Below are 16,491 nucleotides of genomic sequence, written 5' to 3'. Positions count from 1 at the left end.
GCGCATACTTCGCTTGTGATGCGCGTTTTATGCGCTTAAGGGTGAAAATTATCCCCCAACGAGCTAGCGGATTGGGGGTTTCCGGGTGGCAGTGAGCCTACCGGGCAACTTCAGTGAAATCAGGGAGAGACGATGCCAAAGGCTGTCGCGACTGCATTGGGGGGAACCCTCTGATGCTGGATTTTCTAGTGCTGGCCGAGCAGTGCGCTCCGACAGTCCACATGGACACGATGCGTCGGATTGTCCAGGTCGAATCGGCTTTCAACCCCTTCGCGATCGGCGTCGTCAATGGTCGGCTGGATCGTCAGCCCCGAACGCTGGAGGAAGCCGTCTCGACAGCCAAGTGGCTGGAACAGAACGGCTTCAACTACAGCGTTGGCCTGGCGCAGGTCAATAAAGCGAACTTCAGAAGATATGGGCTCACGTTGGAAACGGCGTTCGAGCCCTGTCCCAATTTGAAGGCGGGCGGGGGCATCTTGACCGAGTGCTTCTTGCGGGCTCGCAAGGCCCCCCGCGACGAGCAGACGGCGCTTCGAGCTGCCTTCAGTTGCTACTACAGCGGCAACTTCATCACCGGCTACCGGGAAGGGTACGTGGTGAAGGTTGTCGGCAGTGATGCCTCCCTCGCGAAGGCGATCCCCGTCGTTCCAAAGGTGCTGGCCCAGGCCGGCGCCAAGGCCCCAACAGCAGCGATCCCCGTGAGCAGGACGGCCAAGGCAGCAAGCCCGGCGCCTACCGCCCTCAAGCAGCCCGCGGCCGGCGCCGCCGCCGTACCTCCAGCCCAAGCGAGCGCCCAGTCGGGCAGCGCCTTGATTTTCTGAGCCAGGTGCGGGCAATTCACGGAAAGGAGAGCTTATCGAGATACGAAAACTCGTTAACCCATCCAATTGAAATTTCATTTAGCGGACGCGATGCGTCATTTCAAGGCACTCACTCAGAGAGGTATTCAGTGAAAAAGAATGTTCAGGCCGCTTTGGCCATTTTCGGGAAGTCAAATCGCAAAGGGCTAGTGATGGCGGCAGCTGCCGGCGCAATGGCATTGGCTACAAGCCCTGCGTTTGCGCAGATCAGCAAGGTCAATACCGTGATGCAAAACATCCAGACGGTGTTGGTCGGTGTCGCAGTGACCTGCTTCACGATTGCCCTAATGTGGGCGGGTTTCAAGATGGCATTCCAGCACGCCAAGTGGTCGGAAATCTCCAACATCGTGATCGGCGGCATCATCGTTGGCGGCGCGGCCGGTATTGCAGCTTGGCTGATTAATTAAGCCACCATGCAAGTCGAGGGATTTAGCGACCCCATTTTCAAGGGGTGCACGAGGCCAGCAATGTTCATGGGCGTGCCCACGATTCCATTTCTGCTGGTGACAGGCTCGTTCATGATCCTTGCGGTCTGGACGTTCTATCTGGTGAGCCCGTATGTCTCGCTGTTCCTCGGAATTGTGTACGTGCCCATTTGCATCACGCTTCGGCAAATGACGAAAAAAGACGACCAGCGTCTTCGTCAGGTGCTGATGCGCGCACGTATGCGATTCCGGCACCGGGCAGGGCGGCAATTGTGGGGCGCTGCATCCTATTCACCCATTCGATACAAACGGCGGAAATCATGAGAGCGACGGCACAAATCAAAGAAGTGGCGGATGCGCAGATTCCGTCTTCGGATTACATCCCGATGGGAACCCATGTGGCGCCCAATGTGATTAAGCTGAAGCGGAACGGCGACTACATGGCGACCTGGCGTCTCGAAGGAATTTCCTTCGAGACTTCAGACCCCACCGAAATTGCCATTCGCAAGGAAGGACTCAACAATTTCCTGAAGGCGCTCGGTGGCGGGCACTTCGCTGTTTGGACGCACAAAGTGCGACGTGTCGTGCGCGAGCGCCTGGGGGGCACGTTCGAGAACGATTTCTGCCGGGACTTCAACGAGCGGTATTACAAGTCCTTCGACAATCACCGGCAAATGGCCACCGAGCTTTATTTGACGGTGATTTATCGGCCCACCACGTCGCGCGCTGGCAATTTCCTCAAGCGGATGGCCGTTCGTTCAATCTCGCAAATTCGCGAAAAGGAGCAGGAAGACCTGGACACCTTGGACGACATGGCCAAGCAGGTCGAGTCGAGCTTGAAGCGCTATGAACCAGAGCGCCTTGGCAGCTTTAAAAAAGATGGCAAGGTTTATTCGGAAATGTTGGGCTTCCTCGGCTTTCTGGTCAATGGAGTGTGGGAGGACATTCCCATGCAGCGCGCGGATATCGGCGAATACCTGCCTACGTCGCGGCTTCATTTCGGCGACAAGAACGGAATGCTGCAAATCTGGCATCCCAACGCGCAGAAGTTCGTGGGCTTTCTGGATTTTCAGGACTATCCCAAGCTCTCCGAGCCGGGGATGAATAACGGCATCCTGTATGGCGACTACGAATACATCGAGTCGCAAAGCTTCTCGATCAAAAACAAGCGAGATGCCATGGACGGCCTGGAGCGCCAGCAAGGGCAACTGCGAGCATCAGAAGACGCTGGCACTGACGACGTTGAGCAATTGACGCAGGCGCTGAAAGACGTGAAGAGCGGTGAGTACGACATGGGCGAGTACCACTACACGCTCGCGATCTTCGGACAGTCGCTGGGCGAGGTCGCGAAGAACATGTCGTCAGCGCGCACGATCCTTCAGGACGACGCGGGATTCAAGCTGTCGGTGATCGACGCGATCCCTGAATGCGCCTGGTTCGCGCAATTGCCGGGCAATTGGACGATGCGCCCTCGGGAGGCGCAAATCACCAGCCGGAATTTCGCAGCGCTGAGCCCGCTTCACAATTTCGCACGCGGCAAGCGCAATGGCAACCCGTGGGGCGAGGCATTGGCTCTTCTCAAGACGCCCAGCGGCCAGCCGTTCTATCTGAATTTCCATGTCTCGCCGGAAGACAAGGATTCGGTCGATGAAAAGTACGCGGGCAACACCTTCATTTGCGGCACGACGGGCTCGGGTAAGACGACGCTGCAAATGGGCCTCATCATGTTCGCGACGAAGTATTACGGCCTTCGGGTTGTTGCCTTCGATAAAGATCGCGGTATGGAAATCGGCATTCGCGCAATGGGCGGCAAATATTTTGCCCTCAAACGCGGCGAGCCGACTGGTTTTAACCCATTCCAATTCGATCTGACGGAAGAGAACATTTCCTTTTGCGAGCGACTGGTCAAGCAGCTCCTGAAGGGCGACGACGAGGTGGGCCTGACGGCGCGGGAACAAATCGTCGTCAGTAATGCTGTTCGCACAGTGATGAGCGATCAGGTCACGCACCGCGTGCGATCGCTTTCCGCTGTCTATCAAGTGCTGACAGGGACAGGCGACAACAGCCTCCGGGATCGCCTCCAAAAATGGACGCGCGGCCAACCACTCGGCTGGGTGTTCGACAACGAAATCGACAATCAGGATTTCACGACGGCGAAGATTTTCGGATACGACTACACCGATTTTCTCGACGACCCAGAAGTGCGCACGCCAATCATGGCGTACCTGCTGCACATCACCGAGACGCTAATCAATGGTCAGCCATTGATTTACATCATGGAGGAATTCTGGAAGCCTCTGATGGATGAAATGTTCAGTGATTTCGCGTTGAACAAGCAGAAGACCATTCGCAAGCAATCTGGCCTCGGTGTATTCGTCACACAGTCCCCCTCGGACGTGCTAACGCACCGTATCGGCAAAACGATGGTCGAGCAGAGCGTGACACAGATCTATTTGCCGAATCCTCGCGCGGACCGCAAAGACTACGTTGAAGGATTCAAGGTCACGGAAGCGGAATTTGACATTATCAAGAATCTCGGCGAGACGAGCCGCATGTTCTTGGTCAAGCAAGGCCACCGTTCGGCGATCGTGCAATACGACTTGGGCGGCATGGACGACATCCTGAACGTCATTTCCGGCACATCCGAGAACGTCGAATTGCTCGACGACATCCGGGAAAAAGTCGGCGATGACCCGCAGGACTGGCTTCCTCTTTTCCATCGGCGAGTCAGCGAGCGCCGTGCACTCGCGAAATCGTAGGGGGCAGCATGCGCAATACACACGTTTGGGGCGGCGTTGCCGCAATGGCCTTGGTAGCAGTCATGGGCTGCACCAAGGTCGATTCTGAGGTCGTTCGCCGGACTGAAACGACCAACGACAAATTCGAGTTCAAGCCGCCTGCCGCAGCGCCAGCGGCGCCGGCGTCCGCGCCCGTTGCTCCGGCACCAGTGGCGCCCCCGGCCAAAGGCAAGAACAAGGAATTCGAATACAAGCCGAACCCGAAATATTTTCCTGAAGCGGCGAAAAAGGCTGGAGGCAATTAAATGGGCATTGCTACCAAGCTTGAGGCCGCAATTGACCTGCTGCTCAACAACTATGTGACCAGCAAGAGCGGGGCGCTGATCGGCATCCTCACGCCCGTCGTCCTGACCTGTGTCACGGTGTACGTCCTGATGATGGGCTACGCGATCATGCGCGGCGAGGCGAACGACTCGCTGCACACGTTCTTGTGGAAGTCTTTCAAGATCGCCTTCATCGCTGGAATTGCGCTGAGTGCTGGTGAATACCAGGGCTCGGCAATTCAGATGATCCAGGGCCTGCAAGAGGGCATGACGCAGGCGATGGGCGGCGTCACCTCGATTGGCCAACTCGTCGACAACATGGCGCAGCCCTATGACGAGCTGGGGCAGCAGCTCTGGAGCCAGGCCACGACCGGCTTCTGGCCCAACTTCAGCCTGCTGGCTGCGGCAGCGATCGTCGCGCTCGCACAGGCTTTCTTGTTCGTCGTGGGCCTGGGCATGTACCTCCTGGCGAAGGTGGTGCTGGCCCTGGTGCTGGCCGTCGGCCCGATCTTCATCGTGTGCTCGATGTTCCCGCCAACCCAGAAGTACACGGAAAGCTGGATCGGGCAAGCCCTGCACTACGTGCTGCTCAACGTGTTGATCGCAGCCAGCATTTCGATGCTGACCGACTTCGCGAGCCAGTACGCGAACTCCATGAAGGGCAACGTGGACACGACCAACGTGGTCCGCGATGCGTGCTCACTGCTGCTCGTGTCGGCAGCGCTCGCGGTCGTGATGCTGAACCTCAATCAACTGGCAAGCGCGCTGTCAGGCGGCGTGTCGATCCAGGGCATCGGCCGAGAAATCGGGCGGGCAATCATGAATTCCGTGGCCGGGAAGAAGGACGGCCCACCTCCCAAGGCCTCGCCGACTGGCGGCGGCGAAATCACCAGCGGCGGCGGCGGCGGCGGTGGGGGTGGTGGCGGCAGCGGTGGTGGAGGTCGCTCAGGGAACGAGAGCGGCACTGGTGGTTCGGGAGGCTCTGGCCGCCCGCTCTACCAGCGCAATGTCGTTTCAAACATCCGTAGGTCATCAACACAGAGAGGTTAAGCATGAAAGTAGTCAAGCAATTGAAGAAGCTGGTCGCGTCGATCGCTATCGCAACGGGCATGGTCGGCGTCACGGCGCCGGCGCATGCCGGCATTCCCGTGCTCGATGCAGCCAACCTGGCGCAGGCGATTCAGGAGGTCATCGCGTGGGGTGAGCAGTACAGCCAGATGGCTGAACAGATCACCACGATGAAAAGCCAGCTGGACCAGATGAAGCAGCAGTACCAGGCGCTCACTGGCAACCGCAATCTTGGCGACATCGCGAACAACCCGCTGCTGAAGCAGGCCGTTCCCGACGCGGCCTCCCTCATGTCGGCCTACAAGACGATCCAGTCGGCGGGCCTGAACGGGCTGTCGAGCGCCGGCCAATCGCAGCGGCAATCGAGCCTGATCTACAACTGCGAAGGTCGCACCGGCAGCGATCTGACCTCGTGCCAATCATTCCTGAACAACACGTCGCAGCTCCTGGCCAACGCTCAAAGCGCGCTGGACCTTATCTCGCAGCGCACGGGGCAGATTCAGACGCTGCAAAGCCAGATCAACTCGACCAGTGACCCCAAGGCCATTGCCGAGCTGCAAGCACGCATCGCTGCCGAGAACACGCAGGTCAGCAACGACCAGAACCGCGTGCAGTTGATGAACCAGATGGCGATCGCGCAGGACCGCGCGGCGCAGCAGGCCATCAAGGAACGCGAACTGAAGACCCTTTCGCGCACCAACACGACGGCAGACACCTTCACCTACACGCCGCGCTGATACGCGTGGCATTTGCAATCCGGGGAGTTCACATGGTTGACAAAAACACAGTCCAGGCGGGGGAGGAATCCCGCTTCTACAAGGCCGGGAGGGATTGGGAAGCCGATCGCCAGACCCGCAGCGAGAAGTCTGAGCGCCGCGCTTGGATTGTTGCTGGAGCCTGTTCGCTGCTTGCCCTCGTGGCAGTCGGCGGTATGGCAACGATGGCGCCTTTCAAGCGCGTCGTGCCATACGTCTTCGCAGTCGATAAGGCGACAGGCAATGTCGAATTGGTGAGCGCCACGGATGACCGCGCAGCCGTCGGGTACCAGGAGCTGACAGACAAGCACTGGGCGCAGACCTATGTCGTCGCCCGTGAGTCGTATAGCTGGAAGCTGCTCCAGAACGACTACGACACAGTGCTAGCTCTCAGCTCCGACGAGGTGGGCCGCGAGTACGCAAAGCTGTACGAGGGTGGCAATGCGCGAGACAAGAAATTCGGCCAGTCGGTCGAAATGCGCGTGAAGGTGCTGAGCGTCACGCTCTCGCACGACGACGTGAGCACGAAGGCTGTGGTGCGCTTCGAGAAGGTCGCGAAGCGGCAAGAGGCCGACGTGGCCGACCCGCCGCAGTATTTCGTCTCGACGATGGCGTTTGAATACAAGCCGTCGATGTTCGGCAAGGAGAAGGATCTCATTGCCAATCCGCTCGGCTATCGCGTGGTCGCGTACCGCGTCGACGCCGAAGCGGCGACGCCTCTGCCGACCGTCAAGCCCGCGGCGGTGCCGCAGTGAGGTCGACCATGAAAAAGCTCTTTGCAAGCGTGCTCATGGCCCTTACCGCTGGCGCGGCTGTGCATGCGGCCGACCTTCCGGTGGCGAGCGATCTTGACCCCCGCGTGCGCTACGTCACCTTCAAGAAAGACGACGTGACGGTGGTGTCGACCCGGCGTGGTGCCGTCACGCGACTGATCCTCGCTGACGACGAAAAGATCGAGGTCGCGGCGACTGGCTTCCCGGCCGACTGCTCGAACCCGCAGTCGGAGTGGTGCGTGCGCGCCGACATCGGCACCAATCAGATTTGGGTAAAGCCCAAAGACAACGCGACGGCGAACAACCTTGAGCTGAAGACGAACAAGCGCGACTACAGCTTCGAGTTCAAGGTGCTCAAGGATTCGCCGACCGGCCGGGCCGGAAAGCTCACGGCGGAGCCGATGTTTCGCGTCATCTTTCGCTATCCGATCGAGCTGCCGCCGCTGGCTTCGGTGCTCGCGCTCTCTGGGACGCCGGCTCCTGTGAACGAGAAGGCCGTGGTGGACGAGCTGGTGAAGACGGCGAAGCCGGTTCCGAGGAACTGGAAGTACTCGATGCAGGTACTCAAGGGCAGCGACGAGATTGCGCCCACGCTCGTTTTCGACGACGGCCGCTTCACCTACTTCCAGTTCCCTGCGAACAGGGAAGTCCCTTCCATTTACTACATCTCGCCGTCCGAAGAAGAGGGCCGCGTCAACTTCCACATGGAAGGTGATCTTGCGGTCGTGGAACGGACCGGGAGGCGCTTCGTGCTGCGCCTCGGGGAGGCGACTGTGGGCGTCTGGAATGACGCATACGACCCGTTCGGCGTCGCACCGAAGGATGGTGTGACGGTCGATGGCCTGAAGCGCGAAATCCGGTAAGGGAGAGAACATGGCAACAGACAACAACAACGGCACGGGCGCGGCAATCAGCTCGTCAGGCGCAACGGGCCAGCCGGCTGACTTGGGCATCGTGTCGGTCAACTCGCGGGGCGGCTCTTCGAGCAACATGCTGCCGAAGGTCATCTTCGTGGTCCTTCTGCTCGCGATCGTGCTGGTGGGCGGCTTGTTCGCGGTTAACAAGTGGCGTGCGTTCTCGAATGCCCGCGACGCGGCGGCATCGAAGGACGACAAGAACGAGAACCGACCCGCTCTTGTCGGGCTGCGCAGGAAGTTCGACAGCGATCCCCAGTTTGCCGAGAGCGCACCGAAGATCGATGCCAAGGGTGGCCCATGCGATGACGGCACGCCTGGCGTGGTGCTGGTCGGGCCCGACGGCAACGCAATGCTGGCGCCGTCGGGGCAAGCGATGCGCGTGTGCAAGGACGGGCGCGTGATTTCCCCTGGCGGGCCTGCGAAGGTCGTGCCGGAGGTCAAAAGCGGCGCGCAGCAGCCGCAGGGCGCTGCCACAACGCCACCACCGAGTCGGTATGCGGGCGATGTGATCGTTCCAGTGCCGAGCAAGCCATTGGCCGGTGCCGCGCCTGCTGGCCCGTCGGAGCGGTCGATGCAAACGCTGGCAATGGTTCAAGACATTCTCGGCAAGACGACCGGGCAGCAAGCGGCGGGCGGCTTCGGCAGCGCACCAGGCAGCACGGTCAATCTTGGTGGCGCTGGTGGCACTGGCGGCGGCGGTGGCGGCGCGGCGAGCCCTCAAGGCTCGATCGGAAGTTTGTTGACGCCCTCGGCGACGCCGATGGTCCAGGCCGGGATGCTGGGCGATCGCAACATGATCTTGCCGAAGGGCCGGACGATCGACTGCGGTCTGTCGATGCGCCTTGTGAACGAGGTGACTGGCATGGCGACCTGCGTCATCAGCTCGGACGTGTACAGCGACAACGGGCGCGTGCTTCTATTGGAGCGCGGCTCGGAAGCGACTGGCGAATACATGTCAGCGATGCAGCAGGGCCAGAAGCGCATCTTCGTGCTGTGGACGCGGGTGAAGACGCCGAATGGTGTCGTGATGAACCTGAATTCGCCGGCCGCTGACAGCCTGGGCACTTCCGGTCTGGATGGCTACATCGACAACCATTGGTTCGAGCGTATCGGCGCGGCTGTGATGCTTTCACTGGTGCAGGACGCGATCGCCTACAAGACGACGGAAGCGGGTAGGTCGACCGGCACTGGAACGACTGCGCAGGGCGGCACGGTCGTGCTACAGAACAGCCAGCAGACCGGCAGCAGCCTGGCCGAAAAGATTCTGGCCAGCACCATCAACATCAAGCCGACGCTCTACAAGAACCAGGGCGACCGGGCTTCGATCTTCGTGGCGCGTGATCTTGACTTCGGGACGGTGTATGCGCTTCGACCCCGTTGAGGTGGGCAAGCCCGCTCAAAGTGGTGCGTCTGAGCGTGTCGTTCAGGCGCTTCACACAGGCCTTATCACGCGTCAGGTTGGCGACGTGATGCCGGTGAACGCCGCACCTTCCAATCGCAGCAACGGTCTTCTCGGCCGGGATGCGATGGTGCGCGAACTGATGCGGCCGTTCCGGCCGTTTCTCGACATGCCGGGCGCGACCGACATCTTTGTCAACGAGCCGGGCAAGGTGATTGTGGTGGCCGGCGCAGCCCGGCACCGCATTGACGCGCCCGAGCTGACCCTGAAGCGGCTGGTGGCGCTTGCACAGACGATCGCAACCTTCACGGATCAGGAAATAGGTCCGATGAAGCCGATCATGTCGGCGCGCCTGCCCGACGGTGAACGGATTCAGGTCGTTTTGTCCCCGGCAGTCGAGCCGGAAACCATTTCGATTTCAATCCGCATCCCTGGCGAGTCGATCAAGCCACTCTCGGAATACCAGGCCGAAGGCGCATTCGATCGTTTCCTGTGGGGCCGCTCGAAGCAGCTTGATGCACGGCGCAACGACCTGTCGCCCATGGACCGACGACTGATCGAGCACCTTGAGGCCAACCGCCTCATGGAGTTCTTCAAGCTGGCGGTCCGCGAGCGGAAGAACATCGCCGTAGTCGGCGATACCGGATCTGGCAAGACGACTTTGATGAAGGCGATGTGCCAGAGCATTCCGGCCATGCAGCGGATCGTGACCATCGAGGACGTGCGGGAGCTGTTCTTGCCGGGGCACGACGACCGCGTGCACCTTCTGTACTCGAAGGGCGGCCAGGGCGTTGCCAAGGTCACACCGACTGACCTCATCGCGGCCAACATGCGGATGATGCCGGACCGTGTGCTGCTGGCCGAGTTGCGCGGTGGCGAGGCCTTCGACTTCCTCAAGCTGCTGACCACCGGGCACAGCGGTTCCATCACCTCGTACCACGCGGAGTCTTGTGCGTTGGCCACCGAGCGGTACGTGTTCATGTGCAAGGAACACGAGCAGGCCACGATCTATGACGCTGACGCGTTGAAACGCCTGGTGGCGCTGACCATCGACGTGATCGTGCACATGGTGGCGCACGTCGAATTCGACGACAACGACAAGCCGATCAGTAAGCAACGCTACGTGGCCGAAGTTCACTTCGACCCAGTTGCGAAGCTGGCGGCACGGTTCGGCGATGCCACGCTGCATCGCTCCGAAAGGACAGCATGAACGGCAAGAAGCTCGCGATCGCTTTCGCGGTCCTCGTTTACATCATGCTGGGCTATTTCCTTGCCCAGTACATCGCTGGCGCCATCTACTTCCTTCTCAACAAGACCGCCCCGGAAGATCTGTCTCTCGACACCTGGTGGACTTACTGGGATTGGTACAAGGACGATCCAGTGCAGCGCAAGCGGCTGCAACTGGCAGCGGGCGTGGCCTTTGGGGCCGTCTACCTGGTTCCGCTCTTCGTGCTCGGCGCAGTCCGCAATGGTGGCCGCTCGCTCCATGGCGATGCCCGGTTCGCGACTTCAGGCGAGGTGCGCGAGGCCGGCCTGTACGGTGAAACGGGGATCATCGTCGGGAAGTATCAGGGTCAATACCTGATGTTCGGTGGGCAGCAATTCGTGTTGCTGGCGGCCCCGACGCGCTCGGGGAAGGGCGTCGCCATCGTGCTGCCGAACCTGTTGAACTACGACGGCTCGGTGGTGGTGCTCGACGTGAAACTTGAAAACTTCAAGTTCACGTCCGGCTTTCGGGCGAAGCACGGTCACGAGGTCTTTCTTTTCAGTCCCTTCGCTGAAGACTGCAAAAGCCACCGGTGGAACCCGCTCGACGGCGTTAATCGGAACCGCAATTTCCGCGTGGGCGACATCCTGGCGATCGGGCAAGCCCTTTACCCGGGCGACGACCCGAAGAACGCCTTCTGGAACGACCAGGCCCGAAGCCTCTTCCTCGGACTGGTGCTGTACCTCATGGACACGCCAGAGCTGCCGTGCACGTTCGGCGAAGTCTTGCGCCAGTCGTCGGGCAAAGGCCGGCCGATCAAGGACCACCTTGGGGACATCGTTGCAGCACGGTCGACGGGCGACGATGCGTTGAGCGAAGAGTGCTTGAACGCGCTGAACAGGTTCTGCAACACGTCGGAGAACACCATGGCCAGCATCCTGGCCACATTGAACGCGCCGCTGACGATTTTCGAGAATCCGATCGTCGACGCCGCGACCAGCTACTCCGACATCGACTTGTCGATGGTGCGCAAGAAGAAGATGTCGATCTACATCGGCATCCAGCCCAAGCGCCTGGCGGACGCGTCGCTGCTCATCAATCTGTTCTTCTCGCAGCTCGTGAACATCAACACGGGAGAGTTGCCCGGCGACAACCCCGAGTTGAAGCATCAATGCCTGCTGGTCCTCGATGAGTTCACTGCGATCGGGAAAGTCGGCATCTTGGCCAAGGCAGTCTCGTACATCGCAGGCTACAACCTGCGATTGCTTCCGATCGTGCAGAGCATCGCCCAGCTCGAATCCGTGTATGGCCGTGAGGACACGCGCACCTTCGTCACGAACCACGCTCTGCAAATCGTCTACCCACCGCGCGAGCAAAAGGACGCCAACGAGTATTCGGAAATGCTCGGCTACCAGACCGAGAAGTCGACATCGACCGGTGTGAGCCGGCCGCGGGCCTGGGGCGGCAACGGCGCGTCGACGAGCGAGAACGTGTCCGATCAGCGCAGGGCGCTGCTGCTGCCTCAAGAGCTGAAGGAGCTTGGCCAGAGCAAGGAAATTGTGATGGTCGAGAACTGCAAGCCGATCCTTTGCGAAAAGGCCCGGTATTTCAACGACGACACCTTCCTCAGTCGACTGAAGTCGGTGAGCCCGTCGCTAGCAGCGCTGGGGAAGAAGCGACCGACGCAGAAGCAGCTCGAAACGGCCGCGCTGGTCAAAGGTGAACTGGCCGTCGCGATTCCGCTGCTCGACATCGATCTGCACAAGGCAAAGATGGAGCAGCGCGTTCGGACTGCTGCACCTGGCGAGCGCATTGACCTGGCCAAGCTGGCGATCGATGTCGACGCGCTTCCGACCTTCTCCGACCCGGAGAACCCTTCGGCCGATGAGGTGGAGAACCTTGTCGACGCCTTCTTCGGCGAGCTGGATTTTGCCGACGCCGATGGCGGCGAGGCTGAGCCGGTCGAGGGCGGCCTGGTCGAGCCGGTCGATGTTTCCCATCTGACAGTCATCGAAGACGAAGAAGAAGCCGTGGCGTCGGGCGGTGGTGGAACTGAGGCGGCACCGCCCAGCTCGGCGCCGAGCGACGACGAGCCGCCCGATGACTACTTCGATGAGCCGGGCGACGTGATCGCAGCCCGATCGGCCCCAGCGGCGTTTAGCCGCAAGGGGTCGGTGAAACGCGGCGCAATTGACTTGTCGGTTCTCGACAAGTGACCTGTAACCAGCCCGACTAAATGTTTGGGCACTCAAGGGAGCTAACGATGCAAGTGGACGAAAAGAACCAGAGCGCCGAGGACACCAAGCCGGCCAAGACGCCGCGCAAGCCGTCGGCACGGCTTCAGGCGGCTTCGGCGGCGGCCGAGAAGGCCACTCCAGCCAGCCAGAGCGGGAAAGCGGCGGAAGCGGCACCGGCACCGGCACCTGCGGCCAGCCAGGCACCGCGAGGGCCAGAACAGTCGCATTCCGCCGCCCAGCAGGGCCAGGATGCCGGCAGGCGCCGGCTGCACGATGTGCGCGACGTACCGCACGCGTTGCGGCAAGAAGCGCAGGCGAAGTGGGGCACCAGCGTGGAAATCAGCGCCTCGCGCGAAAACGGCCGCTACACGGGCCCGGTCTTTACGAGCGGCGACTACCTCGCGCAGAAGGTCGGCGAGCGCAGCGTGGTGGTCCATCAGGTCGGCGACGTGGACTTCAAGACGAGCGACAACATGAAGCGTCGTGCCGATGAAAAGCGGCTAACCGACGTGAACATGCAGATCAACTACCAGGGCGACAAGGGGCAAGCCCATTTCCACGATCCGAAGCGTGCCGCGATCGAGGAAATGTTCAGCCGCATTCATCGCACCGCGAAGGAGACGTTGGGCCGCGATTTCGAGCCCTTCGCGCGCGACCTCGACGTGGTGAAGACCCGGATGGTCGAGCAGTACCGCGAGTCGAAGCAACGTCAGTTCGACGCCCGCACTCAATCCCAGGCGCCGCAGCGCGGCAATGAGCAACAACGCGGCGACCGGCCCGCTGCACACCCCGAACGCTAAGGAGCGCAAGACCATGAAGAAGACACTTCTTGCAATGACGGTGGCGGCGATGCTCGCAGGCTGCGGCGGACCGCCGAAGGTGGTGATGCCGAGCGGCAGTGACCGCACGCCGGTCAACAGCGAAGCACGCATCGAAGACTACAAGGCGCGCAATGCCGAGGAACAGGCTGCGTATCGCGAGCGCAGCGCGCTCGCCCGCCAGGTCGAGAGCATGAAAGCCGAGCTGGCCGCGCTGAAGTCGTACCTCGTCCTTCAGAGCATGGAGGCGGCGACAAACCGCCCAAAAGCGATGCCGGTGCCGCAGCCCGCACAGGGCCGGGCACCGGTAGCGGCGCCGGCAACCTCGCCGGCGCCGGCGATGCTGCAGGTCTCGACAGCAAAGCCCGTCGCGCGCAATGAAACCGAGTCCGTCGAGGTGCGTGGCCAGGCTGTGGTTTTCCGCGTGAGCCACCCATTCGCCAAGACGGATTTCAAGCCATCTGACGCGATGCAAGAAGAGCTGCTGAAGGCGGCTCGAAGTGGCAAGCGCGTGGAAATCCGTGGCCGCACGGATGCCGAGTTCGACAACCCGATCGATCGCGACATCGCGATGCTGCGCGCGCTGAAGGCGCGGCGCTTTCTGGTCAGCAATGGCGTGCCGCTGTCCAAGATTCACATGAGCTATCTGGCCTCGGGCGGCTTCGCCGTCGACAACAGCACGCCGGAAGGCAAATCCATCAACCGTCGCGTCGAAATCGAAGCGATGGACCTCGATACCTCGGCGTTCGCTACGGCCAGCGCTGCAATGACCGTTGGGAGCACACAATGAGCGACAAACCTGAAGAGATTTCGCGCGATCCGCTGACGGCGGAGCTGGACTTCGGCGATGCAGAGCCCGGCCCTGCCGGGCTCGGGAAAACCGGCGTCGTCGACGCCGCACTGCCAGGCACGGAGAAGACCGTGGGCGGCCCTGCCGCCGAGCTGGACGGGGATGACCCATTGGCGTCCTTGCTGACGGGACGCGAACAGGCCCTTGCTTGGCCGAGGGACCACTTGAAGGGCGAGTCCGCGGCGGATGTCGCGAAGGTCGACATCGACTTCCTCAACAAGATCGAGGACCCTGCGAAGCGTGCGGAAGGCGCCGCCGCGATTGCGGCGATCGCGGAGACGCAAGGTGCGTACAAGGAAGCATTGATCGCAAACCATCGCGCTGAAGCGCGCGAGGTTGCCGGGCATGCTCGCTTTACCGTGCAACTGGAAGCGGCTGGGAAGGGCGCGCAGGTGCTTCACTTCTCGAACGATCCGGCCGAGGCGATGGAACGCTATGCGCAGGAGTCGAGGCGCGATTTCATCAGCGCACAGCCGGCAGGTACGTCGGTGTCGCTCACTGACTCGGAATTGAAGCTGGATGCGGCGCGCACCAGCGAGGGTACGGGCGCATTTCGCGAGCAGTTCGGCAAGGATGAAGGCCGTGAGGCCTACGCGGCAGCCCTGGTGACGCTTGCAGGCCGCGCATCCCCGCAGCCCGAGAAGGAGAGCCCTGCGGTTCCTGACCTGGTGATCGACGATCGCGACATGGCGCGCGTGGCTTCGACACGTGAGCGTGACAGCGCGGCTGCTCGGAAAGCCCTTGGCGTTGGAGAGGCCGAAGCGAACGAGCGTTTCGTGCAGGACCTCGATTCGCGGATGGCCAAGTCCGAGCTGGAGGAACTGGGTTGGCGCGATCGGACGGACCTTTCCGACGTGATGCGTGACCTTGAAGTCCTGGCGGGCCGGGACTGGCAGACGGCGGCGAAGCTGTGGGACAAGTACCGGCCGGGTGACATCGACAAGCCGATTTTCATCGATGGGGATGACGTCGACGTGGTGAAGCCGTCGACGAAGGCGCCTCAACAGGTCACGGAAGAGCGGGCCAACACCGTCGATCGCGAACGCAGTCCGAAGGACCAGGACGACGACAAGAAGGAGTTCGTGACGCCCGAGGCGCTGCGCAAGCGCTATTTGCAGGCGGACACGAAGTTCTACTTCCGCGACGACGAGAACCGGCTGGCCTTTGAGGACAAGGGCAAGCGCCTGGCGACGGACCACAACGATCCGGCGATCGCGCTGTCGATGGTCGAGCTGGCGCAGGCGAAGGGCTGGAACGCTCTGAAGCTCAAGGGGTCCGACGAGTTCAAGCGCGAGGTGTGGCTGCAAGCCTCGCTGCGCGGCATGGAGGTGCAGGGCTACGAGCCGCGCGATGTGGACCGGGCCAAGCTGGCCGACATGCGCAAGGAACCGGTGCACGCGGCCGACAAGGCCGTGAACAGCATTGAGCAGGCGACGGCCAGGGCAAAGGCTGTGGAGCAGCCTGAACGGGCCGTGGCAGCGCCGGAAAAGGCCTCCGTGCCCGAGAAGGCGGCGGTGATCGATGAGCATCACCGCACGCTCAGCGAGCCGCAGCGCCTGGCGGTCGAAACCTTGAAAGGGCTGCTGCGGGCGCGCGGCGACTCGGAGAAGGCCGTGGACATGGCGGCCGAGCTGGCGGCCGAGCGCTTCCAGACCAATCGGGTTCACGTCGGAAAGGTGCTGGAGCATGGCGCGGCACCGTACGAGCACAACAAGGACAACGAGCAGAGCTACTACGTCAAGCTTCAGACGCCGGCAGGGGAAAAGACCGTGTGGGGCGTCGACCTTCAGCGCGCCATGTCCGAAAGCAAGTCCGTGGTCGGCGACGAAGTGGCGCTGGCGTACCAGGGCAAGCAGGCTGTGACGGTTCAGGTGAAGCAGCGCGACAGCAACGGGAAGGTGACGGGTACGGCAGACCTCGTGACGAACCGCAACACCTGGGATGTGAACCGACTCGAGAACGTGCGGGAAGAGGTCAAGCATCGCTTGACTGAAGCCGCGCGGACGACGGAGCGTCAGCCGCTGGTGAAGGTCTACGACCGGAACGCGCAGCGCGCCGAGCCGACGGTGGAGGTCGTTCGCGAGCCGGCGCGCAATCCAGAGCGGGCGAGGGGGTAAGCGC

At 61.6% G+C, this 16,491-nt stretch carries 15 protein-coding genes; all 15 read left to right on the top strand.

Annotated elements, in window-relative coordinates; genetic code table 11:
* Window positions 1-173: 173 nt before the first annotated feature.
* The 15 genes from EJP67_RS33105 to EJP67_RS33035 all read left to right on the top strand — a co-directional run bounded on the left by EJP67_RS33105 (window position 174) and on the right by EJP67_RS33035 (window position 16,487).
* On the top strand, window positions 174-821 hold the full coding sequence (locus EJP67_RS33105; RefSeq protein ID WP_126025946.1) for a lytic transglycosylase domain-containing protein: 648 nt from the start codon (window positions 174-176) through the stop codon (window positions 819-821).
* A 128-nt stretch (window positions 822-949) separates the two neighbouring features.
* A complete protein-coding gene (locus tag EJP67_RS33100) occupies window positions 950-1,267 on the top strand; it encodes a TrbC/VirB2 family protein (RefSeq protein ID WP_206169595.1) in 318 nt (105 codons plus the stop codon).
* 6 nt (window positions 1,268-1,273) lie between these two features.
* Window positions 1,274-1,609 carry a VirB3 family type IV secretion system protein gene (locus EJP67_RS33095; protein ID WP_126025945.1) on the top strand — a complete coding sequence of 112 codons (336 nt, stop codon included), beginning with the start codon at window positions 1,274-1,276 and terminating at the stop codon, window positions 1,607-1,609.
* Entirely contained in the window at window positions 1,606-4,044 is a 2,439-nt protein-coding gene (locus EJP67_RS33090; protein WP_126025944.1) for a VirB4 family type IV secretion/conjugal transfer ATPase, read from the top strand. Before EJP67_RS33095 ends, EJP67_RS33090 begins: the two co-directional genes overlap by 4 nt.
* A gap of 8 nt (window positions 4,045-4,052) precedes the next feature.
* Window positions 4,053-4,328: a hypothetical protein gene (locus tag EJP67_RS33085; RefSeq protein ID WP_126025943.1), complete on the top strand. Its 276-nt coding sequence runs from the start codon at window positions 4,053-4,055 to the stop codon at window positions 4,326-4,328.
* The gene (locus EJP67_RS33080; protein WP_126025942.1) at window positions 4,329-5,396 is read left to right on the top strand and encodes a TrbL/VirB6 family protein; all 1,068 of its coding nucleotides are present in this window, start codon (window positions 4,329-4,331) and stop codon (window positions 5,394-5,396) included. It abuts the gene before it with no gap.
* 2 nt (window positions 5,397-5,398) lie between these two features.
* Complete coding sequence (gene virB5 / locus EJP67_RS33075) at window positions 5,399-6,151, top strand: P-type DNA transfer protein VirB5 (RefSeq protein WP_126025941.1); 753 nt, start codon at window positions 5,399-5,401, stop codon at window positions 6,149-6,151.
* Between the two features lie 32 nt (window positions 6,152-6,183).
* Window positions 6,184-6,924 (top strand): VirB8 family type IV secretion system protein, encoded by a 741-nt coding sequence (locus tag EJP67_RS33070; protein WP_126025940.1) that lies wholly within the window; start codon window positions 6,184-6,186, stop codon window positions 6,922-6,924.
* An 8-nt stretch (window positions 6,925-6,932) separates the two neighbouring features.
* Window positions 6,933-7,805: a TrbG/VirB9 family P-type conjugative transfer protein gene (locus EJP67_RS33065; protein WP_126025939.1), complete on the top strand. Its 873-nt coding sequence runs from the start codon at window positions 6,933-6,935 to the stop codon at window positions 7,803-7,805.
* Between the two features lie 10 nt (window positions 7,806-7,815).
* Entirely contained in the window at window positions 7,816-9,240 is a 1,425-nt protein-coding gene (gene virB10, locus EJP67_RS33060; protein ID WP_126025938.1) for a type IV secretion system protein VirB10, read from the top strand.
* A complete protein-coding gene (gene virB11 / locus EJP67_RS33055) occupies window positions 9,221-10,468 on the top strand; it encodes a P-type DNA transfer ATPase VirB11 (protein WP_240650859.1) in 1,248 nt (415 codons plus the stop codon). Before virB10 ends, virB11 begins: the two co-directional genes overlap by 20 nt.
* Complete coding sequence (locus tag EJP67_RS33050) at window positions 10,465-12,681, top strand: type IV secretory system conjugative DNA transfer family protein (RefSeq protein WP_240650858.1); 2,217 nt, start codon at window positions 10,465-10,467, stop codon at window positions 12,679-12,681. Before virB11 ends, EJP67_RS33050 begins: the two co-directional genes overlap by 4 nt.
* A 47-nt stretch (window positions 12,682-12,728) precedes the next feature.
* Window positions 12,729-13,502: a hypothetical protein gene (locus tag EJP67_RS33045; protein ID WP_126025937.1), complete on the top strand. Its 774-nt coding sequence runs from the start codon at window positions 12,729-12,731 to the stop codon at window positions 13,500-13,502.
* On the top strand, window positions 13,456-14,310 hold the full coding sequence (locus tag EJP67_RS33040; protein WP_165909776.1) for an OmpA family protein: 855 nt from the start codon (window positions 13,456-13,458) through the stop codon (window positions 14,308-14,310). Before EJP67_RS33045 ends, EJP67_RS33040 begins: the two co-directional genes overlap by 47 nt.
* On the top strand, window positions 14,307-16,487 hold the full coding sequence (locus tag EJP67_RS33035) for an LPD7 domain-containing protein (protein WP_126025935.1): 2,181 nt from the start codon (window positions 14,307-14,309) through the stop codon (window positions 16,485-16,487). The genes EJP67_RS33040 and EJP67_RS33035 overlap by 4 nt, the downstream gene beginning before the upstream one ends.
* Window positions 16,488-16,491 lie beyond the last annotated feature (4 nt).

It is taken from the genome of Variovorax guangxiensis (assembly GCF_003952165.1).
GTDB lineage: Bacteria > Pseudomonadota > Gammaproteobacteria > Burkholderiales > Burkholderiaceae_C > Variovorax > Variovorax guangxiensis.
This window is presented reverse-complemented; position numbering and strand designations above follow the sequence as displayed.